The 23,620-nt window shown below is 39.1% G+C and carries 26 protein-coding genes and 1 other RNA gene; 8 read left to right on the top strand and 19 right to left on the bottom strand.

What is annotated here, in order from left to right; genetic code table 11:
* Positions 1–931: 931 nt before the first annotated feature.
* The 11 genes from HC179_RS06545 to HC179_RS06495 all read right to left on the bottom strand — a co-directional run bounded on the left by HC179_RS06545 (position 932) and on the right by HC179_RS06495 (position 11,019).
* Positions 932–1,126 carry a hypothetical protein gene (locus HC179_RS06545; protein ID WP_047968909.1) on the bottom strand — a complete coding sequence of 65 codons (195 nt, stop codon included), beginning with the start codon at positions 1,124–1,126 and terminating at the stop codon, positions 932–934.
* Positions 1,127–1,218: 92 nt separating this feature from the next.
* Positions 1,219–1,422, bottom strand: a complete 204-nt coding sequence (locus HC179_RS06540) for a hypothetical protein (protein WP_481747957.1) — start codon at positions 1,420–1,422, stop codon at positions 1,219–1,221.
* Positions 1,423–1,477: 55 nt separating this feature from the next.
* Entirely contained in the window at positions 1,478–2,620 is a 1,143-nt protein-coding gene (locus tag HC179_RS06535) for a THUMP domain-containing class I SAM-dependent RNA methyltransferase (protein WP_168863610.1), read from the bottom strand.
* Positions 2,621–2,773: 153 nt separating this feature from the next.
* An RNA gene (gene rnpB, locus HC179_RS06530) (RNase P RNA component class B) lies at positions 2,774–3,165 on the bottom strand.
* A 62-nt stretch (positions 3,166–3,227) separates the two neighbouring features.
* Entirely contained in the window at positions 3,228–3,533 is a 306-nt protein-coding gene (gene gpsB / locus HC179_RS06525) for a cell division regulator GpsB (protein ID WP_168863609.1), read from the bottom strand.
* Positions 3,534–3,606: 73 nt separating this feature from the next.
* Positions 3,607–4,173 carry an SLOG family protein gene (locus HC179_RS06520; protein WP_168863608.1) on the bottom strand — a complete coding sequence of 189 codons (567 nt, stop codon included), beginning with the start codon at positions 4,171–4,173 and terminating at the stop codon, positions 3,607–3,609.
* 133 nt (positions 4,174–4,306) lie between these two features.
* The gene (locus HC179_RS06515) at positions 4,307–4,711 is read right to left on the bottom strand and encodes a spore coat protein (RefSeq protein ID WP_168863607.1); all 405 of its coding nucleotides are present in this window, start codon (positions 4,709–4,711) and stop codon (positions 4,307–4,309) included.
* Between the two features lie 340 nt (positions 4,712–5,051).
* Positions 5,052–6,323: a ribonuclease H-like domain-containing protein gene (locus HC179_RS06510; RefSeq protein ID WP_168863606.1), complete on the bottom strand. Its 1,272-nt coding sequence runs from the start codon at positions 6,321–6,323 to the stop codon at positions 5,052–5,054.
* 13 nt (positions 6,324–6,336) lie between these two features.
* Entirely contained in the window at positions 6,337–8,604 is a 2,268-nt protein-coding gene (locus tag HC179_RS06505) for a DEAD/DEAH box helicase (RefSeq protein ID WP_168863605.1), read from the bottom strand.
* A gap of 115 nt (positions 8,605–8,719) precedes the next feature.
* Complete coding sequence (locus HC179_RS06500; protein WP_168863604.1) at positions 8,720–8,932, bottom strand: cold-inducible protein YdjO-related protein; 213 nt, start codon at positions 8,930–8,932, stop codon at positions 8,720–8,722.
* A 164-nt stretch (positions 8,933–9,096) separates the two neighbouring features.
* Positions 9,097–11,019 carry a putative bifunctional lysylphosphatidylglycerol flippase/synthetase gene (locus tag HC179_RS06495; protein WP_168863603.1) on the bottom strand — a complete coding sequence of 641 codons (1,923 nt, stop codon included), beginning with the start codon at positions 11,017–11,019 and terminating at the stop codon, positions 9,097–9,099.
* 155 nt (positions 11,020–11,174) lie between these two features.
* On the opposite strand from HC179_RS06495, the gene HC179_RS06490 reads away from it, so the two are divergent.
* On the top strand, positions 11,175–11,639 hold the full coding sequence (locus HC179_RS06490) for an Hsp20/alpha crystallin family protein (RefSeq protein ID WP_168863602.1): 465 nt from the start codon (positions 11,175–11,177) through the stop codon (positions 11,637–11,639).
* 451 nt (positions 11,640–12,090) lie between these two features.
* Here HC179_RS06490 and HC179_RS06485 read toward each other — a convergent pair whose 3' ends face one another.
* The gene (locus HC179_RS06485) at positions 12,091–12,243 is read right to left on the bottom strand and encodes a hypothetical protein (RefSeq protein ID WP_157182430.1); all 153 of its coding nucleotides are present in this window, start codon (positions 12,241–12,243) and stop codon (positions 12,091–12,093) included.
* Positions 12,244–12,381: 138 nt separating this feature from the next.
* Between HC179_RS06485 and HC179_RS06480 the strand changes: the two genes are divergently transcribed.
* Together HC179_RS06480 and HC179_RS06475 are read left to right on the top strand one after the other, a co-directional pair.
* A complete protein-coding gene (locus tag HC179_RS06480; protein WP_010193734.1) occupies positions 12,382–12,570 on the top strand; it encodes a hypothetical protein in 189 nt (62 codons plus the stop codon).
* A gap of 57 nt (positions 12,571–12,627) precedes the next feature.
* A complete protein-coding gene (locus tag HC179_RS06475) occupies positions 12,628–13,128 on the top strand; it encodes a GNAT family N-acetyltransferase (protein WP_240948486.1) in 501 nt (166 codons plus the stop codon).
* A 27-nt stretch (positions 13,129–13,155) separates the two neighbouring features.
* Here the strand turns inward: HC179_RS06475 and HC179_RS06470 are convergent, their stop codons facing one another.
* A complete protein-coding gene (locus HC179_RS06470) occupies positions 13,156–13,776 on the bottom strand; it encodes a YppG family protein (protein ID WP_240948485.1) in 621 nt (206 codons plus the stop codon).
* A 204-nt stretch (positions 13,777–13,980) separates the two neighbouring features.
* Between HC179_RS06470 and HC179_RS06465 the strand changes: the two genes are divergently transcribed.
* Both HC179_RS06465 and HC179_RS06460 read left to right on the top strand, forming a co-directional pair.
* Positions 13,981–14,184 carry a YppF family protein gene (locus tag HC179_RS06465; protein ID WP_168863600.1) on the top strand — a complete coding sequence of 68 codons (204 nt, stop codon included), beginning with the start codon at positions 13,981–13,983 and terminating at the stop codon, positions 14,182–14,184.
* Between the two features lie 487 nt (positions 14,185–14,671).
* A complete protein-coding gene (locus tag HC179_RS06460; protein WP_010193731.1) occupies positions 14,672–14,836 on the top strand; it encodes a hypothetical protein in 165 nt (54 codons plus the stop codon).
* Between the two features lie 45 nt (positions 14,837–14,881).
* On the opposite strand, the gene HC179_RS06455 is transcribed toward HC179_RS06460, so the two are convergent.
* Both HC179_RS06455 and HC179_RS06450 read right to left on the bottom strand, forming a co-directional pair.
* A complete protein-coding gene (locus HC179_RS06455; RefSeq protein ID WP_168863599.1) occupies positions 14,882–15,244 on the bottom strand; it encodes a YppE family protein in 363 nt (120 codons plus the stop codon).
* Between the two features lie 37 nt (positions 15,245–15,281).
* Positions 15,282–15,539, bottom strand: a complete 258-nt coding sequence (locus tag HC179_RS06450) for a hypothetical protein (protein ID WP_168863598.1) — start codon at positions 15,537–15,539, stop codon at positions 15,282–15,284.
* 191 nt (positions 15,540–15,730) lie between these two features.
* Here HC179_RS06450 and HC179_RS20890 point away from each other — a divergent pair, with 191 nt between their 5' ends.
* Positions 15,731–15,835 (top strand): spore protein, encoded by a 105-nt coding sequence (locus HC179_RS20890; RefSeq protein ID WP_205825247.1) that lies wholly within the window; start codon positions 15,731–15,733, stop codon positions 15,833–15,835.
* A gap of 878 nt (positions 15,836–16,713) precedes the next feature.
* Here HC179_RS20890 and HC179_RS06445 read toward each other — a convergent pair.
* A complete protein-coding gene (locus HC179_RS06445) occupies positions 16,714–17,730 on the bottom strand; it encodes a DUF2515 family protein (protein WP_168863597.1) in 1,017 nt (338 codons plus the stop codon).
* Between the two features lie 94 nt (positions 17,731–17,824).
* Here HC179_RS06445 and recU point away from each other — a divergent pair, with 94 nt between their 5' ends.
* Positions 17,825–18,421, top strand: a complete 597-nt coding sequence (gene recU, locus HC179_RS06440; RefSeq protein WP_168863596.1) for a Holliday junction resolvase RecU — start codon at positions 17,825–17,827, stop codon at positions 18,419–18,421.
* Positions 18,422–18,466: 45 nt separating this feature from the next.
* Complete coding sequence (locus tag HC179_RS06435; protein ID WP_168863595.1) at positions 18,467–21,154, top strand: transglycosylase domain-containing protein; 2,688 nt, start codon at positions 18,467–18,469, stop codon at positions 21,152–21,154.
* A 49-nt stretch (positions 21,155–21,203) separates the two neighbouring features.
* Here the strand turns inward: HC179_RS06435 and HC179_RS06430 are convergent, their stop codons facing one another.
* The 3 genes from HC179_RS06430 to HC179_RS06420 all read right to left on the bottom strand — a co-directional run bounded on the left by HC179_RS06430 (position 21,204) and on the right by HC179_RS06420 (position 23,136).
* On the bottom strand, positions 21,204–21,707 hold the full coding sequence (locus HC179_RS06430; protein ID WP_168863594.1) for a YpoC family protein: 504 nt from the start codon (positions 21,705–21,707) through the stop codon (positions 21,204–21,206).
* The gene (gene nth, locus HC179_RS06425) at positions 21,707–22,360 is read right to left on the bottom strand and encodes an endonuclease III (protein ID WP_168863593.1); all 654 of its coding nucleotides are present in this window, start codon (positions 22,358–22,360) and stop codon (positions 21,707–21,709) included. The genes HC179_RS06430 and nth overlap by 1 nt, the downstream gene beginning before the upstream one ends.
* Positions 22,361–22,434: 74 nt before the next feature.
* Positions 22,435–23,136 (bottom strand): DnaD domain-containing protein, encoded by a 702-nt coding sequence (locus HC179_RS06420; protein ID WP_168863592.1) that lies wholly within the window; start codon positions 23,134–23,136, stop codon positions 22,435–22,437.
* Between the last annotated feature and the right edge of the window lie 484 nt (positions 23,137–23,620).

The raw sequence follows: 23,620 nt of genomic DNA, 5'->3' as shown, positions 1-23,620 counted from the left end.
TTCCAAAGCCCTTATGACATTGATTTTGACATCGAAAGAGTTTGCTTTTTTTGACATTATAAATACTCCCCTTCGCGGAAACAGATTTTTGTTTTTTAATCTGTCTACTTAAAAGGGAGCATATCATTCACTCCATGAAGACTTCTCCACCTCGTTTCCCACTTCAGTGAGGTCTTCATTCACTCCATGAGGACTTCTCCACCTCGTTTTCCGCTTCAGTGAGGTCTTCATTCACCACATGAAGACTTCTCCACCTCATTTTCCGTTTCACTGAGGTCTTCATTCACTCCATGAAGACTTCTCCACCTCATTTCCCGCTTCAGTGAAGTCTTCATTCACTCTATCAAGACTTCTCCATCTCGTTTCCCTCTTCAGTGAGGTCTTCATTCACCACATGAAGACTTCTCCATCTCGTTTTCCGTTTCACTAAGGTCTTCATTCACTCCATGAAGACTTCTCTACCGCATTTTCCGTTTCACTGAAGTCTTCATTCACTCCATGAAGACTTCTCCACCTCATTTCCCGCTTCACTGAGGTCTTCATTCACTCTATCAAGACTTCTCCACCTCGTTTCCCGCTTCAGTGAGGTCTTCATTCACTCCATCAAGACTTCTCCATCTCGTTTCCCACTTCAGTGAGGTCTTCATTCACTCCATCAAGACTTCTCCATCTCGTTTCCCGCTTCACTGAGGTCTTCATTCACCACATGAAGACTTCTCTACCGCATTTTCCGTTTCACTGAGGTCTTCATTCACCCCATGAAGACTTCTCTACCTCGTTTTCTACTTCACTGAGGTCTTCATTCACCCCATGAAGACTTCTCCCTCTCGGTTCCTGCATCACTGAGGTCTTCATACGCTCTATCACTCTCGTTTCCCGCTTCACCCGAAGACAACTCCAAATAAAAAACCCCCAAAAGGGAGGTTTCCGCTTAGTTCTTAGTAATATGGATAATCTCATCATCAAGCAGGGTGGCGTACAGCATTGCTTTTGTATATTCATCACGTGCAGCGTTCATTCGTTCTACACATTCATGATTATCTAGCAGGTTTTCACTTGCAAGGCGCTGATAGCTACTTTCCAATGCTTTGGAGATTCTCATAAAGTCATTCACATGCAAAGGCATAGAAATCCCTCCAAACAGTATTGATAGGAGTATTCTATGCCCAATTTCAGAAGTTTATTCATCTTCTTGTATAGGAAATTTATATGATTTGTTTAAATATCCTTGCTTGAAGAACGCCCCTTAGATCCTTTCTTATCGCGTTCTTCCTCTTCTTCATATTTTATATCTTCAAGAGGAAGCTCATCAATCGGCATGACAAGTTGATCTCTGTTTTTCTGGCTTTTTTCGTTTTCCTTAAAAGCCTTGTCTTTTTTGTTTCTCTCAAGCAGTGTTTTTTCTTTCGTTTGGTCCCTCAACACCATCACTCCTTTTTAGGAGTAATTCCCTGTGACTGGTGTTGATAAACGTCATTTACCCTTTTCTAGGCGGACGCTTGCCCCAGTATTGATAGAAATCGGTTTTTATGAAACCATTAAATAATTTACGTTTCTTGGTCGCTTTTTTTCCATAAAAACTTTCAAATCCTTCATGGGATGTGAGCATATAAACGGACCAAGTATCAAGTTCAGAGAAAGCTTTCCCCATCTCCCGATACATCTTCTCCACTTCCGGTCGTTCACCAAGTCGCTCTCCATATGGAGGATTTCCGATAATCACACCATACTCTTTTCGTGTGGTAAAGTCCCTAACTTGCATTTGTTTAAAGTCAATTAGTTCTCCCAGACCCGCTTCAAATGCGTTTTCTTTGGCAATAGAAATCATGCGATGATCTATATCATATCCTGCAATATCTAGAGGTTGGTCATAGTTAGCCTTATCTTCCATTTCTTCGCGGGCCTGTTTCCAAAGGTCATCCCCAATCCAATGCCAGTCTTCTGAAACAAAGTCACGATTAAATCCTGGTGCAATGTTTTGCCCAATTAGTGCAGCTTCAATCGGAATTGTGCCTGAACCGCAAAAAGGGTCTACAAATGGCTTATCGGGATACCAGTTCGTTAGCATGACCAAAGCAGCTGCCAATGTTTCTTTTAGTGGTGCTTCGCCTTGATCTGCACGATACCCTCGTTTATGTAAGCCGATCCCAGAAGCGTCGATTGTGATTTGAGCAACATCTTTTAGTAAGGCAACCTCAATTTTGTAGACTGCACCTTTCTCTTCTAGCCATGCCGACTGAATTTTATAATGCGACTTCATTTTTTCCACTACTGCCTTTTTTACGATAGCTTGGCAATCCGGTACACTAAAGAGCTTGGACTTTACTGATTTTCCGATTACCGGAAACTCGGCATCTTCAGGTAAATAGTCTCCCCAAGGCAAGGCTTTAGTCTTTTCGAAAAGTTCCTCAAAGGAAGTGGCTCTAAATTCTCCTACCACCACCTTGATTCTGTCAGCAGTGCGTAACCAAAGGTTCGCCCTGCAAATCGCCATGGCATCTCCCTTAAAGATAACCTTTCCGTTATCAACCGTACATTCATAACCTAAATCTCTTACTTCCTTAGCGACAAGAGATTCTAATCCCATTGCTGCGGTTGCAATTAATGTGTAGTCTGTCATTGTATTATTCACCCTAACTAATATTCAATTTCTCTTATGTATTATTATCACAAATTCTCTATCCCGTATCCCATCTATCAAATAAAGCTCTCCTGGCAACAGGAGAGCTTATGTTACATTATCATAGTTGGATGCGACATTCAATCAATAGTGATCTGTAAGCCATGTTCTGTTCCTTTGTACTGCAAACGGATCGCTCCTTGTACGCAGGTGGTAACCATCTGTCTACAGAAACTTTAAAGTATCTGTCCCTCTCATCGTTGGATTCCTTAGAGAAGGTGCCCCTACCATTATTTGGGTTTCTCGCTCGAGGGGTTTACCTCGTTCCACTCTTACAATTTCTTGTAAGACTACGTCACTGTGGCACTTTCAAGGTATTAACACCATATCTATAAAGACTTAGGTGCGTTCCCTGCCGTTAGCTTCGTCCGAAAACCAAGCTACCCTAGCTTATTTTTTCGCTAGGCACGAACACTACAGGCATCTCAGCCTGTGCGAGCATGGACTTTCCTCTACAGCCGAAACTGTAGCGGTTACCCAATCACTATTGATGTCAGCAAAATATAGTATAGTAAATTTGAGCAACGATTGCAACTGTAAATTACTGTCAGTCGTATAACTTACTACCGAATACATGCTTTTCCAGGTTTGATAATCTTCTTAAGATATCAAAATTAGTAGATCCACTATTAGTATTGGTTGGTTGTGGTTTTTTACCTGCTTCTTCAACTTGACGTTTCAGTCTTGCATTTTCCTGGACAAGCAAGTCATACTCTTGATAAAAGGTTTCATAGTCTTTTATCACTACATCTAAAAATTTGTCCACATCTTCCGCTTTATAGCCTCTCATGCCTGATTTGAACTCTTTTTCTAGAATTTCTTTTGACGTTAATTTAATTTTATCTGATAGCATAAGTTCCTCACCTCTATGCGAGTACCCACTTTAAATTAATCTAAAGGGGTCACTCAATTTCTCTATTCCACTCTTACCACTCTTGATTGGTATTGTACTGTTCTTCTTCTACAACAAGCTGAAGTTCGTAGCTGTCAATCATATATATAGGATAATTTGTCTGAGCTGATTTTTTACGTGCATTGTCAATTATATATTGAGGACTACCCGGCCCCTCTTCATCGTAAACCACTAATAGGGCGTCCGACTTATCCACCACAAACTGGTTTTTCAATCTAAGTTGAAGCGGGGATTCATATTTCTTTTTTGTAATAGAGTCAATATGATTAGCTTGCGACAAAATAGATTCGTAATACTCCTTATTTTGTTCGCTCCATTTTTCTTCCTGTTCGAAAAATGGTGTAAATACGGCGAGTTTTAGTTTAGGGAAATCTGTTTGCAGAGCATAAACAACTTCTGCAGCCCAAAGTTCCACACCTAACTGACCACTAATGACAACCCATTCTAACTCATTATGCCCTTCTAGTAAAGCAGTCAATCGCTTCTGTATCGCTCTTTTTATAAAGTGTACAGCTGGATCGTCCTTTTTAAATATTTGTAGTCCCTGGGGTTTATACCCTGTAATTACTAATACTCTCATAAGCACCTCTATTTAAAATAATAAATAGAAAGCCTGAAAAGCGCAAGTCAAACATCAATATGTATTGGAAAAAGAACTGACTTGAAGCCAGTTCTTTTTTGTCATTTATCAAACAAAAGCAAGTTTATCTCGCTTATCTTCCATAGCCATAAGGCTTACATTGACCAGGCATTCCGCCAGGTCCCATTTGGCCCATTCCAGGACCTTGTTGTGCACCCATTACTTGACCAGGCATTCCCATTTGGCCATATCCAGGGCCAGTTTGTGCTCCCATCACTTGACCAGGTTGACCACCCATTCCAGGTGCTCCACCCATTCCAGGGCCACCAGGGCCACAATTAAAGTGTTGGTGTGACACAGAATCTACCATGGAATCTGTTTGCGGGAAATAGTGTTTGTGTTGGAACTGTTGGTTGTTTACATATGTTGTGTGTGAAGGGTGGATGTGAGGAACCTCAGTAGTAGAATATAAATTTTTTACACAACATTTTGTAGGATGGACAATTGGTGCCATCATGTTAGGTCTGCAGTTATGCATACTTTCAATCTCCTTTCAATTTGTTTTTCTCTTTACATTAACAAACTATGAAAGAAGTGAGATACATGTACTAATACAAACACCTATTTTCTTAATTTATATACATTTGCCTACCATTTTTATAGTAAAATCGTGTAGATATTATCCTTTAAATTGGAAAGTCCAAATAACGTAAGACCGATAACAACAAAAAACAAACATAAAATAAATCTAGACAACGTGCTCTCTCTCCCATATATCTAATAGTAATTTCGTCATTCACAATAGCTAATTTTACATGGTAAAAAGCACGTTGACAATATATGTTTTGCAGAAATTTAGACAAAATGTGAAAATATTTTCAATTTCTCGATTTATTTTTAAGTCGATTAATTCTTTTCTCATAATCATCTAAAATAGTACCGTTATTTTTATGGAGTTTATTATTTGACGACTGAAAAAACTCCAACGATTTCTCCGCATAAAATAAAGCAAGGGAGTAGTCTTTCTCTTTATGCTCGAGTATTTTCGCTATTTCAATTCCCGCAGTTTCCTTGCACAGATTATTCTCATCTTCAAAGCACTTCTGGAAAAGTATTTTTGCCTCTAAATAGTTCTTTTCCTTTTTCTTTAACATCCCTAAGTTAAACGTGGCTTGGGGAGAAGAGTCGGAAATATTGTTATAAATTGCTATAGCGGCTTCCTTCTCTCCCAATGTGTCATACCATCGTCCTATTTCGTATTCTTCCAATTTATCTCTTTCTTTGTTATCCACCAAAAGAAGTGCAGAGAGATGTGCATACAATGTAATGAGCGTTAGCACATCCCACTCATTGTGTTTCATCACTCCCTTTATCCCCTGCATCTCGTTTGTTTTTACAAAATCAAAGTAAATCATCGGTGCCAAAAATCCTGGGATATCATCTTTCCGCTCAATTCCAAGGATCTCTTTCTCCACATTTGCAAGTCTTACTGATTCTAGTTTTTTCTTCCAGAGTCTTCTTGAAGCATGCAAAAGATCATAATGTCCAAAGGAAGGAAGTTTCGGGACATGTTCTCTAATAAGGGTGTGTCGTGTTTTTACTTGAGGCCAGTCGAACGCCTTGCCATTGTATGTCACAAGAGTGGTATAGTCGACTTCCTCAAGGAAACTTTGGTAAAGAGCCACCTCATTCCCAGGACAAGGCAAAAGGTGTTGCCTGACTACCACCTTATCCGATAGCACTCTCGCATATCCCAGCAAAAAAATTGTTGTACCCGCCCCTCCACTTAGCCCTGTTGTTTCTGTATCAAAGAAAAAAAGATTATTTGCCTGATGACCTTTTGCAGACAACGGATGCTCTACACCTGATTTTTGCCACTCATCCATAATGGGCAATAGATCCCCTAACCGATACTTTCCGTGCTTATAATCCAGATCATACTCTACTTCCCGTATAAGGCAGTACTCTCCATTTGCAAAGTATGGTTTTACCCCATAGGCTTCCCATTCTTTCAAATTAGGGATATCAGCAAGGGATGAATCAGAATCCAACAGGTTCTGCATTCTTTCATTCTTGCGTTCCACAGGTATTGCATCTGAATTACTCGTGAGATGCTTTTTCATTCTATTTAATTTATTTTTCATACCCATTTGATTCCCCCCTTTATACAAGTTTTTGAAGTAGAGAGAGTGCCAATTCTTTGGAGTCTTCTTCAGGATAATCCGCACCGATGCAAGATGGACAACCTGAACGACATGGGCAATTGCCTATTAGTTTACTCGCACTTGTAAGCAGCTCATTTATATAGTCGTACGCTTTTTCACTTAACCCGACTCCTCCAGGATAACGGTCATAAAAATAGACTACGGGTTTTTCATCGTGCGTGGACTTGACTTGAGGTACTACTTGCATATCCATTGGTTCACACATTAATAATAATGGAATCACGTGTTTAAGGGCGTGAGCGATACCCAAGAGACTTTTCTCCAAATCATCTCCTTTAAGTCGCTCTGTAATTTCTTCTTCAAGTGTAATCCACGTTGCACTTGTCTGAAGCTCTTCTTCTGGAAGGTAGATTGGTCCTGATCCAATGTTTTCGTGAGTTTCAAATTTTATCTTTTTAAAAATAGTTGCCATCGCACGAACTGAAACATCTCCAAAGGATACGGTGCCCGCCTGGTAATCGGTCTGTTTGTCCACTTCCAGTACATCAAGGGAAACAGCAAGATTCGCATCGGTAAAATAGTCGACATTTACTTCTCTTACAAATGCTTTCTTTTCTTCCCAGTCAAGTTTCTCTACTTGATATTGAACTCCCTGGTGCAAGTAGATCGCTTCATCATGCAGAAGAGTCATCGAACTGAAACGGTCCATTTCCCCAATCACTTTATTAGCAGGTTCTGATGATTGGTCAACGATAATGACATTTTCCTGGGAAGCGGAACGCAAGCTGATGTTATGGGCAGGGAAGGCATCATTCATCCAATGAAATTTCCCTCCGTTTTCGTGGAGTACTCTTTCTTCTGCCAAATAATCTAAGATATCCTCAAGCTCCACACCATCAAAGGTATCTCCTTTTTTAAACGGTAACTCATAGGCAGCACACTTAATATGATCCACTAGTATAACGAGATTGTTTGGATTAATCCTGGCTGACTCTGGATTGCTTTTCAGGAAAAACTCCGGATGTTGGATGACATATTGATCTAAGGGATTGGAGCTGGCCACCATGATAATTACCGCTTCTCCCTGTCTGCGCCCTGCTCGGCCAGCCTGCTGCCAAGCACTTGCTATCGTTCCAGGATATCCTGTCATGATACAGACCTGTAATTGCCCTATGTCCACTCCAAGTTCCAGCGCATTAGTACTGATAACACCATAAATCTCCCCGTTTCTTAAGCCTCTTTCAATCGCCCTGCGCTGGGTCGGTAAGTATCCTCCCCTATACCCTTGGATAGACTTTTCTCCTAGCTGATTTTTGACTAGCTCTTTAAGGTACGTTAACAAAATTTCTACTCGTACCCTGCTTTTTGCAAAGACGATGGTCTGAATTTTCTCTTGAAGAAACTCTGCAGCCAGCTTTCTTACCTCTAGAGTTGCACTCCTCCTGATATTTAATGGCTTATTGACGATGGGAGGGTTATAAAAAACGATATGCTTTTTACTGGATGGAGCTCCATTATTATTGATAAGTTCAAAGTCTTCCCCAGTAAGCTCCTGAGCCAGTTCTTTCGGATTCGCTATTGTTGCAGATGTACAAATGAATGTAGGGTTACTTCCATAAAAATTACATATTCGTTTTAATCTTCTAATAACATTAGCAACATGACTTCCAAACACACCTCTATACGTATGCAACTCATCTATCACGATATATTCCAGGTTTTCGAAAAGTGAAACCCATTTAGTATGATGGGGAAGGATTGCCGAATGAAGCATATCTGGATTCGTAATAACTACATGTCCAGCTTTTCTTACCTTTTGTCTGATGGTAGGAGCAGTGTCGCCATCATATGTATAACTGTTGATGGGTACACCCATTTGCGTAATGATTTCGTTTAATTCACTCTTCTGATCCTGCGCAAGTGCTTTTGTCGGGAACAAATATAGTGCTCGTGCATCATTGTTTTGCACAATTTTCTGAAGCACCGGCAAGTTATAACATAAGGTTTTTCCTGAAGCAGTCGGGGTAACCGCTACAAAATGCTTTTTATTGATTGCAGCCTCGAATGCTGCTGCCTGGTGGGTATATAAAGAGTTGATGCCTCTTTCGGTCAATGCTTTCATCAAACGTTCATCTATTTGAGCAGGAAACGGGACTTCTTGTGCATCTTTCGGTGGAACCGTTTCCCAATGTACGATATTTTTTGCTATTGAATCTTCACTCTTCATCCAATCAATTACTTCATATATTGTTTTTCTCCATTTCATTGCAACTTCACCTCATTCTCTACTCTCTATTTTAGCGAATAAGCGTTCGGTTCGTAAAGTCCAAAAAGAAAAACCAAGCACTTGGAAGGCGCTTGGTTTTTCCACTTTGGTATATTTACATCTTCTGATTTTGACTGTAGTTATTGATGACTGCTAGCACTTTGGTAGATTGTGTCATGCCGCTGTGGCATAGAGGACATGTTGGGATTTCACTTTCACTGTTCTTAAAATTATCTCTCATCCAACCATTGCAATCCTCTGATTCACAAACCCATACTTTCGTTTCCTCGGTAACGATTTCTTCTACTTCTCTTCTTCCAAAAGCCATAGTACCACTCTCCTATCTTTTGAGGTGGGGCGCAGTTTATCCTCACTAATATAATCTTAGTATGCCAATATACGAGGAAAAAATAAGAAAAAAATAAAAAAAGAATCCTCGTCTAACAATCTCTTCCAATAAATTATAACATATATCTAGTAAAAAAGCATGCTTCAGTCCATTTTATTCACTAAACGATTTAACCATTTTATATTTGTTTTTGCGACAATTTGCGGAACATTATTCGATAATGCATAGATTTTGTCGTCTTCTACGATAATCTGAAACCCCACATCACGAAAAGAAGAAATTTCCTCTTCTTTCACACTCGTTATAATAACGATAAAGCCGTATCTATCCATTTCATTTTCAAAGTTTTGACACAGAGAAACACTTTGCAAGTGTGAATCCAGCTCACAATCGCCCCTTTCCATTACAATCAGATTATCCATCCATTTTTGATAATAGATGTTTCCTTGATCAGAGGAGTAAAAATAGATTGGTTTATTGGGTAGAAGTGGTTGTGCGGTAAACTCATCACTCTCTAGAACAGCCTGAAACAAGGAACCAGATTCCTTCCATCTTTTAAAGAACAAACCAAAGTAAACAAGGACAATTGCCAACAGCACACCAAAACCTACGTCTTGCCACAAAGATGGTGTATCAAGAGAAAAGAGGTCTTGCAATCTCTTCGGTACAATTCGTTGAATATACGAAATCTGAAGAGAACCTACGATGACATAAATCAAAGCAATTGCCAAAAGGATAACACCGTCAATAAGTCCTTTTACAAAGGTATATTGACTGCTTTTTCTATAAAAATGTGTTCTAGAAAAATACAGTAGAAGGATCGCAACAAGGAAAAGAACCGCTTCCCAGAAATGGAATCCTTTTGAGAAGCTAACTAACGTTCCAAAAACAAGAATGAAAAATGTAAAATAATACGCTCTTTTCACCTTATCTTCAATGGCTCTTGCCAAAACAAGTAAGGTGATACCGATAGTAATAGAAAACTGTTGGGAGACTTGCATCATTTCCATGGATAGGAATTCATTGGCAATGGTAATTTTGCGGACAATAACAGGAATGACCGGAAACAAGACCAATAATACTCCCACTATAAGTACCCAAATGGAAAGAACTCGATGGCATAGTATCGACCAAGAGCGCTTTTCTGGAAGTAGTGACTTCCATGCTTTCTCCTTGAACATGAAAGTGAAAAAAATAACCAAACTTATGAGAAAAGGGACAACATAATAAACTAACCTATACAAAAGAAGCAGTGCTACCAGTTTCTCCTCATACACTCCAAAAGAAGCAAATCCGACTAGAACAACAAAATCAAATGCACCCACCCCACCTGGCACTGTGCTTAATACACCTGCAATCGCTCCCATAAAGAATATGGTGAAAGTAATGAGTACTGGGACATCTACATGTAACAAAACGGAAATCTGCCAAAACACGATTCCTGCAAAAAACCATTCTAAAATAGAAATGCCTATCAGGCTAAACTGTTGTCTTGTTTGCAAACTTTTCGTAAAATGGCTTGCAAAAAATATAAAAAACAAATACCCACTCATGATAAGCAGAGGCAGTTTCAATAAGGGATAGTTTAAAAGTAAAGTGCGATTTGGCCATTCATACATGACAATCCACCAAGCAAAAATAGAAAGTCCACAGAGCATATAGGGAAGAATAATGGTCACGCTTTTCAGGAGTAAAGGGAAGTTCCCAGCATATTTGCGATAGTATAACGTTCTCAATCCTACCCCAGCAAATCCGCCAAATCCCATGAAATTCGCAAAGGAATTAGATGAGAATCCATAAATGGCCAGTTTTCTTGCAGGTATTTGCACTTTTAATCCCATGGCAATGAATAGATCGTAAAATATCATAGTAGAAACGGCCAAAACACCTAATATCATTAGCCACGTAAATGAAAAAAATCCAATATTCCCAATCTTCTCCATTACAAGGGCAATATTGATGGATTGAATCTGTTTTTTCCCTTCAATATATAAAACTATTAAGATCGATAATGGAAAGACAACCTTTATTACTTTTAAAAAATATGTATTTTTTAATAACTGCATAACAAACTTCCTTTATATACTTCTTTGTTCCAAAAATATCATAGATTGTACGCGCTTACCATGAAAATATTGTCGTTTTCTCCTTCACCTAATTTGTAACCCATGTAAGCTGGAATCAATATAGTAATGATAAAGAGCAAGAAAGGAGAATTTCTATGAAAGACAATAAGGATAAGCTTCCTCAGAATAGGCCTACACAAAACAATCTTATGACTTCCATTGATGCATTTTTCAGCAGCTCTCCGATAAAAGGAATGCTTCAGCAAATGGATAATTTTTTTGGCCATGCATTTACAGAAGCTTCATTGCCAGTGGAAACACAAGAAACAACAGGAGAGTTTATCGTCATTTGTAAACTTCCAGGAATTAAAAAAGAACAAATTACAATAGAGACCTTTGATCGATACTTAACCATCGGAGTCAAAAATGAACAGCAGCTTGAAACCATTGATGAAACAACTTCTTTTATTAGCAACAGTTATTCTATGAAGCACCATAAACGGACCATACCTATACCACCTTATGTAAAATTAAATGCCCTTCAAGCAAATTACCGAGACGGCCTACTCCAAATTCGCATACCAAAGAAAAACATCAAACAAATCAAAATTGATGACTGAAAAATCTAATTAAAACCAGAAGAAATGTCCTGTAGAACAATAGTTATTTTAAAATCGTCGCTGTTCCTTTCCGCAAATGGCTTCACTTTCCGCGGGACGGTGCTTGAGCCTCCTCACAACGCTTCAGGGGTCTCAACCTACCGTTACTCCCCCGCTGGAGTCTACACCATTTGCTCCAATTCACAGCTAAAAGTTTCTTGAACGAAAGGTTACATCATTTTCAGTTATTTAGTCTAGGAGCCATTCAAATAACCTTAGGTGAATAAAGTGATCTTGTTGATTGGAGTGGAAGGCGCGCAGACCCCGCGGGAGGAAGGGACAGGTGAGACCCCACAGGCGCAGCAGAGGAGGCTCACGGACCGCCCGCAGGCAAGCGAAGCGCCTGGAACGGAAATCAACCGTTATGTAGAACACCAAAAAGCAGTCACCACACAGAGTGACTGCTTTTTCTTTAGTTTTTATGTGATTTTGATCCGTACTTCGCATTCTCCTCAGGAGTAGAATCCATCTGGATGCTAGCCAACTCCTTTGATACCTCTTGTTGATGCTGATTAGACGGATATTTATTTTTACGCTCTCTATTATCATTTCTATTTGTCATCATTACGCCTCCAAAAAATAAAATTCCCTACCTTTATATCTTGGTTGAAATCATCAAATTTATGTTTGGAAATAAAAGTCCAAATACAAACTACATAAATCCACATCCACCACACAAGATAACGACTAGGAGGTGTAAAAGATGAGCAAACAATATAAAAAAGTGTATGCAAGTCCATCCACTTCGCCATCACTTGTTATAAAAACAAATCTTGATAAAGAGCAAAAAGAAGAAAATCCATATTACAGTTCCTCCCTTAACCATCAGGAAGAAGAAAAATTGGACAACTACTTCTTTGAACAAGATCCAAAAGGCGATTATCATAAATAATCTTAGGAGAGAACCTTCTCTCCTTTTTCTACAAATCGGGGAGGGATAAGAGTGAATATGCGTATATTATCCAAAGAAGACGCAGAACCGTTTCAAAAATTGCGACTAGAATCATTAGTAAAGGAACCTACTTCCTTTGCTTCAAGTTATGAAGAAGAATTACATAGGTCATTAAATGAGATCAAGAATCGCATTCCAGAGAATCAAGACTCCTTTATTTATGGGTTATTTGATAGTGAAATTCTTGTTGGAATAACCGGCTTTCACCGGGAGGACAAACTAAAGTTTAAGCATAAAGGATTCATATGGGGAGTATATGTCACGGAAGAGTTTAGAGGAAAAGGCTATAGCAAGCAGCTGTTAGAGCATACCCTAACGAAGGCTAAAAATATTCCAGGATTAAAGCAAATACAATTAACGGTGGCAGCAACCAATACCTCTGCCAAAAAATTGTATGAGAGTTATGGATTTGAAGTATTCGGATATGAGAAAAGCGCTTTATATGTAGACGGCTTTTACTTAGACGAAGAGCATATGGTTTTACAGTTATCAAAATAAGATGCCCTCAAAAGGAAGGCATCTCTTTTATGCTTTAAATGTTGCCGCAAGACCTTTAAACATATTATTTAGTTGGTTCACCGTATTCATCATCTGCCCTGCAGTGTCCATCATTTTTTTCATATCTACATTGCCGTCCTGCCCTTTAAACTGATTCATAAAGGAATTCACTTGAGATGTTTGAGGCTTGGTTGATTGTCCTTGTGTAGGATATGGATTCATAAATGGCATGCCCATCTGATTTGGCATAAAATTCCCCGCTTGCCCTACACCCTGTTGTGGTATTCCTTGTTGAGGATAGCCATTCTGTCCTAGTCCCCCAAACGGCATGATTTGTGCAAAACCATTCTGTCCCATACTGCCCATTGGCATGCTTTGCGGGAAAGCATTCTGATTCATATTATTCATCATGTTAAAAGGAAAAGCTGAGTTTTGCATCCCATTTCCTGAAAACGGCATTGTATTCATATAGTCAGGGAGCATTCCTTGTTGATTCATCCAACCTCCGTTCATTGCCTGCTGTGGAAACATCCCTTGCATAGGTCCGCCGCCTGCATTAGGCAATAAATTATTTAAAAAGGGAAGCTGACTTAACATATTCCTATTATGTGATAAATGTCTAGGCCTCGCATACATTCTCCTAAACATTCAAATCCCTCCTCACTTCTAGCTATAAATAACGTATGAAAAAACGTAGGAAAGGTGCCTATTCCACTTTCAGATAAAAGCGATCTAAAACCTTGCCACATTACGCCAATTTTGTCCCAATTTGTCGGAAGTTTCATTATTTCAAAAACAAGAAAAATTTATTTTGCATGCTATGATGGAATTAACTTCAAAGGGGGGATTGGATTGGTACTTGAAGAGTTGCGTCATAAATTTATAAGTTGTAAGACCTATGAACCAATGGAGCATAATGAATTAATGGATTTTGCCAGACAGCTGTACCTTAGAGGGGAATTAACGATTGGTCAGTTTCGAAATATAATTCGGGAGCTCGAATCAAAAGGTGCTGTTCCACCAAATACGTTTGAAGACATTTTAGAAGTAACATGATAAACAAGACGATCAGGAGACCTTAACGGGTCTCTTTTTTCACGTAAGATATTTATAATACAGTTAATTTCCGTTCCAGGCGCTTCGCTTGCCTGCGGGCGTCTGCGCGCCTTACACTACAATTAACAATGTATTTGCATTCACTGTAAGGTTTTAAAATTCAACTAACGAGTTAACTGTTATAAACACATTTACATAAGTTCTTGTTGTTTATAGCTGTGGATTGGAGCAAAAGGCGGAGACTCCTGAGGGAGATAGCGCTAGGTGGAGACCCCACAGGCGAAGCCGAGGAGGCTCCAGCAGTGTCCCTAGGAAAGCGAAGCCATTTGCGGAAATCCACAGCGGCGTTTAACGAATACTAAGATATCACATTAATAGGCCTAGGCAGTTACTGCTCAATCTTTTTTTATATCAATGCTAATAAGATTTGCGTAATGAGAAGAGCGATTACGTGGAAAGCTATGAAGGATAAAAAGGAGGGATATTGATGAGTCGCGGGAAGAACTTTAACCATAAGAAAAAAGGCCACGAACCCACCATTGGTGCTCAACCAGCTGAAAAAAAAGTATTCGAAAAAGTGGAATACGCAATTGAGCCAGTCGCAACTGCTGAAGAACGTCCTGTAACAAACAAAGCAGAAAAAGACCGTTAAAATGAAAAGCCTGATCTTCACTTGATCAGGCTCTTTCTAAGACCTTTAGATATTTTTGGAAATAGTATCGTTCAATACATATCGAATAGACTGTAACATGCCTTTAAAGCGCTTTTCACGTGTGTCCGGATAAAAGCACTGAACAGCAACCATGTTTATATTTTCAACCGTGCTATCTATTTGTTGAACATGTATATACTTAGGTTTTTCCGTCAAAATCCAGTTTTTAACCGTACTCTCCCATTGTTCGACCGTCGCAAATACTTCATCCGCATAGGGCTTAACTGTTAGGAAAAAATCAGGTTCTTGTTTACTAGCTTTGGCTTTCACAAAGCTTTCTTCTATCCGGTCCAATTCCATTAATATTTCTTGTGTTAATTCCTTTACACTATTATCATTGCCAGACATTTTCGCTTCACCTCTAGCAATACATTACCATATCTTCTTATAGAGAGTAAGCACTCTGCCTAAAGTCAATTGATTTTGGAGCGTGAATTTTTAGCAAACGTTGCTCCCCCATCACTTTTTCCACTTCATCTAATGTCACATGCAGGCGATTAATTTGATGTTTCATGACTTCTTCCATCTCTTCACGCTCTATTTTAAGTGAATTAGCCATCGTCTCCTCCAATACATCCATTTGAAGCATCATTTCATTGAACAAGTCAGCAATCTCATTTCTTGAAACAACTACATTGGACATACAAATCCCCTCCATACTTTGTTAGTATATATTTTCTGCGTTCACCTTCTACTCCCTTCCTGTGTGACAAAACTAGAAGCAATTCGTCAAAGAAAGTGTTTATTTGCAAAACACCTCCCATTTTTCGCATGATTGATTGCCTATTTGTAAAAAATAAAAAAGTAAAAAATACAGTAATAGGAGGTTCAACTATGTCTAAACAAAAGAAAAACCAACAACCGCGTAAAAATCAAGTAGAAAGCGCACCAGGCCAAGAAGATAAAAAGTTAAAAGGGCCAAACCGTCCTTCCACCTGATATTAACCGCCAGGAAAAATTGCTAACGCGACATAAAACCATGCCACGTCCAAAGGAAGATTTTAATCTTCCTTTGGACGTTTCTCGCTTTTTACATAGCTTTAAAATAGTGACCTTGCCTGGATCTTATTTTTCCGCCTCATCTATAACATTTTATGAAACTTTATTGTCATCAAGGTCTTGATATTAGAGATGAGGACTCTTTCCTCCTTTTTTCTCATCACTAAGGTCTTCATCACGGCGATGAAGACACTTCTTCTTCTCTTTTCTCATCACTGAGGTTTTCATTACGGCGTTGAAGACACCTCTACTCCTTTTTTCTCCCCACTGAGGTTTTCATTACGGCGTTGAAGACACTTCTCCTCCTCTTTTCTCGTCACTAAGGCCTTCATCACTGCGATGAAGACACTACTCCTCCTTTTTGCTCGTCACCGAGGTCTTCATCACTGCGATGAAGACACCTCTACTCCTTTTTTTCTCGTCACGGAGGTCTTCATTACGGCGATGAAGACACCTCTACTCCTTTTTTCTCCCCACTGAGGTCTTCATCACTGCGATGAAGACATCTCTCCTCCTTTTTTCTCCTCACTGAGGTCTTCATTACGGCGATGAAGACATCTCTCCTCCTTTTTTCTCCCCACTGAGGTCTTCATTACGGCGATGAAGACATCTCTCCTCCTTTTTTCTCGTCACGGAGGTCTTCATTACGGCGATGAAGACACCTCTCCTCCTTTTTTCTCGTCACGGTGGTCTTCATCCCAACAAATCCAGCATTCCATTATTTTATACTTTCATAAACTGATAACCGGACACCTTTGATTATTTTACAATTTCCTAGACAACAAGAAACAGCTCCTTCATCGGAGCTGTTTTATATGTTATAACCACTTTTTTAAAGCAATTAAGCTATGCATTTGATGCTGTTTATGAATAAACCACTTCGTAATCTCTATCTCCTCTTTATCTGTTTTCGGGGGCATTTCCCTCCATTTAGAAAGATGTCTCGCCTGCTTAAAAACCCAGTCGTCTTGCATGAAAGGGTGATGGGGAATAACAGGGTATACCGCTCTCAGAAAAGGAGTTTCTCGAAATAGCCCTTTATGTACGTACTGCTCATAATCATACCTCGCCCCTGTATGTTCTGTGTTCTGTGAAAAGTTCACAAAGTGGTTCAAAAAATTCCGATCAAATAAAAGATTTGCCAATCGTTTCCCTAATTCAATTCTGTTATGGAGTTTTTGAAACCCATGCACAGAAAACCCGTACAACTTTCCATCAAGTGTTGGAAAAATGACACAACTAAAATGACCAAGTTCTTGAAAGGCATATACACTAGTTCCAAAGACCTTTCTTTTTAATTTTTTATTATGAAGAACTGGTTCTTGTATTAGATTTTGTTCATTGATTATTAGGGAAGTCATTAACCTATCCATATCCCTTTTCTCCCAAAAATACTGCCACTCCGCTTCCATAAAACAAGAAACATGGAACTCTTTTAATAAATGAAATAGAGGTTTGTTATATTTCTTGGACAACTCATATAGTAATAATTGTGGGTAAGCATCATGGAAGATCATCCAATTTGCTAATTCGTAAGTCAAAAAAATGGGATATCTCTTTTGCCAATCTAAAGCAAGCTTGAACCATTTCCCTTCCAAGTCCGTCATATTCCAGCCAGCATTTCTTGATACCATGCTAGCCAATAAGGCCCATCGAATTTCTTTGTTTCTATTATAATAATCAATATAGGCTTTTGTCCTAGAAATATTGTCAGCATTGTATTTCGCTGTATTTTTTTGAATAGTAGTGATAAAATTATTTTCTTGAAAGGAGTACTTGTATGTCAATCTTCTTTCTTTTATTTCCGAATAGAAAGTACTATGTTTCACGTACATATTCTCCTCCTTTCAAACATAAAGTGACAAAGTTTACAAAAAGATGACGTTTTTTTCTAATATAAGATTAGTTTTAGTCTAGAGGGGGAAATTTATGACTATACGATACCCAAATGGTAAAGTATTTCAGGCAAATAGCAGTTCACCTTCCAAAAAGACTGGTCCCACATTGTATGGCAACAGAGGAATGAGTTTAGAGGATGATCTACATGATTCCAATTTGTATTATCTCCACCAAGGAATTGCTGTTGTCCATAAAAAACCGACACCAATCCAGATTGTTGATGTGCACTATCCAAAAAGAAGTGCTGCCGTTATCAAGGAAGCATACTTCAAACAAGCCTCGACAACAGATTTTAACGGAGTTTACAAAGGAAGGTATATTGATTTTGAGGCAAAGGAAACAAAAAACAAAACTTCCTTCCCTCTCCAAAACTTTCATGAACATCAAATCCAACATATGAGACAAGTAGTGAAACAAAATGGAATCTGTTTCGTCATATTAATGTTCCGTCTTTTTAATGAAGTATATCTGCTACCGGCCGATAAGTTATTTCATTATTGGGAAAGGAAAGAATCCGGTGAAAGAAAATCTATTACAAAACTTGAAATCGAACGGGATGGCTACTTGATTCCTCAAGGGTATCAGCCAAGAATCGATTACATCAAAATAATAGACATGTATTATTAATATCTCCGGAATTACTGTATGTGTGAAGAAAGGCAGGTCTGAAACATGACTGAAAAGTATCAATCAAGAGAACAAAGACGTAAAGCCATGGAAGAAGAACGAAGTGCCAAATCCGGCACGAAAAAGAAAGGATCCAAGAAAGGTCTTTTCAAAAAAATATTTTTATCTGCACTTATAATAGGAATTGTAGGATTAATAACAGGAATTGGTACATTTGCTTACTATGTCCAAAGCACTCCACCGTTGGACGAAACGCTACTTAAAGTCCCTGTACCGTCCAAAGTTTATGGGATGGACGGTGAGCTGGCTGCTGAAATAGGCGGGCATGAAGCCAGGGAATATGTAGATTCTGATGAAATCCCTGACCTTGTAAAAGATGCCTTTTTGGCTACAGAGGATGTTCGATTTTATGAGCATAATGGTGTAGATTACAGGCGTTTGGCTGGAGCAGTTCTTGCAAACGTAACAAGAGGCTTCGGTGCTGAAGGTGGGAGTACCATTACTCAACAGCTAGTAAAATTGTCATTTTTATCAACTGATAAAACCTTAAAGAGAAAAGCACAGGAATTCTACTTGGCATATCAACTAGAATCCCGTTTCTCTAAAGACGAAATTTTGGAAATGTACTTAAATCGTATCTATTTTTCCAATTACGCATATGGAATTTCCAATGCTGCAAAGAATTACTATGGCAAATCTTTAGACGAGTTAGAATTGCATGAAGCAGCGATGCTTGCTGGACTCCCACAAAGTCCTAACAATTATAACCCTGTTACAAATCCTGAAAATGCTGAACAGCGCCGTAATATTGTACTGACGCTTATGGTGAAGCATGGAAAGATCACAGAGGAAGAAGCTGATGAAGCAAGAGCAATTCCGGTAGACTCGACACTATCAGATGATGTAGAGAAAACAAATTACTCGAATAAATACAATGCGTTCATTGATCGTGTAATCGAGGAAATCTCTGATCAATTAGGGGATGTAGATCCTCAAGCAGATGGGTTGGAGATTTACACCACACTTGATGTAAATGCACAAGAACAAGTGGAATACATTTTATCAGATGAGAGTGGCATCCCGCATTTAGAAAATGAAGACTACCAAGCAGGTATTGCCTTAATTGATACGCAAAGTGGTGAAATTCGCGCCATTGGCGGTGGTAGAAACCATATGAAGACCGGTACCAATTATGCTACTGATATCAGGGTTCAACCAGCGTCAGCGATTAAGCCAATTCTTGATTATGCTCCTGCAATAGAGTACTTGGATTGGTCCACTTATCATCAAATTAATGATGAACCTTATATTTATTCTTCCGGAACAGAGATTAATAACTGGGACAACAAGCATAAAGGTTTCTTAAGCATGAGACAACATTTGGCCGACTCTCGTAACATTCCTGCATTAAAAGCACTTCAAGAAGTTGGCTTGGACAGAGCAAGGGACTTTGCCGTTAAATTGGGCATTCCTCTTGAAGAAGAAATAAATGAAGCATATGCAATTGGTGGTTTTACAAACGGTATCTCCCCTCTTCAAATGGCTGGAGCATACAGTTCATTTGGAAGTGGCGGTGTATATACCGAACCGTTCGCCGTGACAAAAGTCGTCTTCCAAGATGGAACTAGCGTCAACCTGAACAAAGAATCTGAAGTAGTGATGAAAGATTCTACAGCGTTTATGATTACTGATATGCTTAAGACATCCGTAAGAAGCGGATTAGCAACCGCTGCAAATGTTCCTGGATTGAATATTGCAGGTAAGTCAGGAACTACAAACTTCTCAGAGGAAACAATTGCAGAATATGGAATACCTGAAGGTGGTGTTCCAAGCACTTGGTTTGCTGGGTATACGCCAACATATACGGCTGCAGTTTGGACTGGATTTAGAAGAACCGGAACAGACAATTATCTTCGACCGATTAACGGCGTAAACCAAGACCAGTATCTATCACGGATTATCTTCAAACAATTAATGGAGAACATCTCTACGACAAACGAAGATAAAGCAGATTTCCCTGTTCCTAACAGTGTTGTCCGTGTTGCAATTGAGAAAGGATCAAATCCACCTTTAAAAGCAAGTCAGTTCACGCCATCTGACCAAATTACAAATGAATATTTTGTAAAAGGAACAGAACCAACAGAGGTATCCAAAGAATATGATAAGCTACCTACTCCGTCTGGCTTCACTGCAACGTATGACGAAGAAGCAAATGTTATCAATTTGAATTGGAAATACCCTGAGGAACGATTAGAAGGTGTGACATTTACAATTAACGTAGCTGTTAATGAAGGTGCCCCTCAACCTCTCACTGAAACGAAAGATCTTGGTTTGGTTGTGGAATCACCAGATCCTGGTGCTACCTTCACCTTTGAAATTATTGCAGTACAGGATGAAAACAATGAAAATAGAAGTGATGCAGTAACGCAGACTATAACAATTCCTGAATTGGTTGAAGAGGATGAAAGTATCATTCCTGAGATTCCAAACCCGCCGGGTGATGGGGAAGAGCCTCCTGGTGATGGCGAAGAGCCTCCTGGCGACGGCGAAGGTCCTCCTGGAGATGGCGAAGAGCCTCCTGGCGACGGCGAAGAACCACCTGGGGATGGTGAAGAGCCTCCTGGTGATGGGGAAGAGCCTCCTGGCGACGGCGAAGAGTCTGATGATGCAAATACACAGAGCAACACAAACAGAAATGGGCAACGAAATAATTCAGAAGAAGACAACGATTAAAGAAAAAGGGCTACCTACGAGGGTAGCCCTTTTTATGTATTGTCTAGATTTACTTTTTCTCTAAAGCCTTCATTTTATAAAACAGTTTGGCGCTTTCGTTGTAAAGCTGTTGAAGTTGAATATATGAATGATACATTTCAGGTTTTTTAAAGACAAAATCCAACCTCTCATCCACATTTATCGGCTTCCATTTCAATCTACCCACTTCTGTTTTCAAATCAGTCAAACCTCTTACAGGTTGCCCATTCATCCAAAATAACAATTGCAAAAACCAAGCAATTGGCAGCAGAATTTGTCTCCTTGCTTCCTTTCGATCCCTTACTTCATGAAGAGAGTTTAGAAGAATTTCTTTCTCTTTCCAACCAGTGAGAATATGCGGTATGGAATCACTTGTCATCTCCCAAGGCAATTGATTTGGCGCTACTCCCAGGTAGTATGCTATATCATACTTAAATGGGACTTCTATGATATCTTTGGAATCAAAATTTTTTATGGAAATGGAGTCTTGATTCGAGTAAAAATGGGGATGAAGAAAGCTTTCTGGTATCTTCATTAGCCCACCTTCTTCTTCATTCTCTTCTTGCCTTCTCTGCACATTTCAAGTAATGGACAACTTTCACATTGAGGGTTCTGTGCTTTACAATGATATCTGCCAAAGAAAATAAGGCGATGATGCGTGTCAGACCATTTTTCCTTTGGAATTTTTCTCATCAACGTCTTTTCTACTTCTAATACGCTGTCTTTCCACTTACAAATACCTAAACGCTTACTAACTCGTTCTACATGAGTATCCACCGCGATAGCTGGAACACCAAAAGCAACGGAAACTACTACATTTGCTGTTTTTCTACCAACACCCGGAAGCTTAACGAGTTCATCCCTTTCTTTTGGAACTTCACCATTGTATTCCTCAAGAAGAAGTTGGCATAAACTTCTAATATTTTTTGCTTTATTTCGATAAAGACCGATAGAGCGGATATCTTGTTGCAATTCTTCTAGTGTAACGGCAAGATAATCCTCTGGCTTTTGGTATTTTGTAAAAAGGTTCTTCGTTACTTTATTAACAAGAGCATCTGTACACTGAGCTGACAGAGCAACTGCAATTACTAATTCGAAAGGGTTTTTATGATTTAATTCGCAATGTGCATCGGGAAACATTTCTCCCATCACATCTACTACTTCCTTTATTTGTTTAAGATTTAACATTCCAAAGGTCCTGCCTTTCTTCCGATAATTGATAAAAAAAGAACACGCAATTCCTGATTACGTGTCCCCATATTTTAATCAAGCCAGTTATAAAATGGAACAGTTGAATTGCTTGATTTATTAGGTGGAACGGAAGTTATCTTTTGTTGATTTTTACGAAACTTTTTGCCATATTCATTAGCTTGATTAATTGTCTTTATCCCATTCTTCTTCCATTCAAAAAGGATCCTATCAATATAACGAAAATTCAACTTACCAGAAATAACAGCCTCTCTTAAAGCAGCCCTAATAATGGTTGGATCATGGTGGTCCTGGTCCATCCACATATTCAAAGACTCACACTCAAACGGAGACAAAGGTCTTCCAAATTCCTGCTCAAACACTGTATAAAGATTAATTTCTTGTTCTTGATTCAAGTGTTGTGTGGCCTTCTTGTTTTGATCCATCATATAGGTAATCATTTTTTCCCAAAGGGGTTGGAGAGAATAGCGTTCATATTTGATGGAGTATTCATCCATTTCATCACTAATGGATACATACCCTTTTTGAAGTAGATGACGTAAGATTTCCATACATTCTGAAGGATCAATTGTCATCTTATCTGCGATTTCCATAGGGGTTGGAAAAATAATTCCACTTTCCACGAAAGAATGTACATGTAGAAGAAGGATAAACTCTTTTTCATTTAACCCAAGATTTACGTAATTGTTTAACAAATATTTAGGAACGGACAGGTTGCCCTCTTCCATAAATTGAATAAATTGTTCTTTTTTCATCTGAGACACCTCTCCGATAAGTATAACAAATTTCTATTGATACTTCATAGGTAATATATTTCAATCTGTTATACAAAATTAAAAGCTATTGGGGATGAAGTTTTTGCTTTAGCTGAACCTCTTCCACTATAGTTTAACGCGATGGAGGTCTTGAGCTTGATTCTGAAGGCCTCTCTTACCCTTGGTTGGCGGTCTCGAGGTCTTCATTCACCTTCTCAAGACCTCTCTCACTCTCGGTTAGCGCTACTGAGGTCTTCATTCACCTTCTCAATACATCTCTCCCCCTTGGTGGGTGCTACTGAGGTCTTCATTCACCTTCTCAAGACCTCTCTCGCCCTTGGTTGACGCTACTGAGGTCTTCATTCACCTTCTCAAGACCTCTCTCACCCTTGGTTAGCGCTACTGAGGTCTTCATTCACCCTCTCAAGACCTCTCTCACCCTTGGTTAGCGCTACTGAGGTCTTCATTCACCCTCTCAAGACCT

This window comes from Bacillus sp. RO1, assembly GCF_012524115.1.
Taxonomy (GTDB): Bacteria; Bacillota; Bacilli; order Bacillales; family Bacillaceae_I; genus Sutcliffiella_A.
The sequence above is the reverse complement of the archived record's forward strand: the minus strand, read 5'-3'. Positions and strand labels throughout refer to the sequence as shown.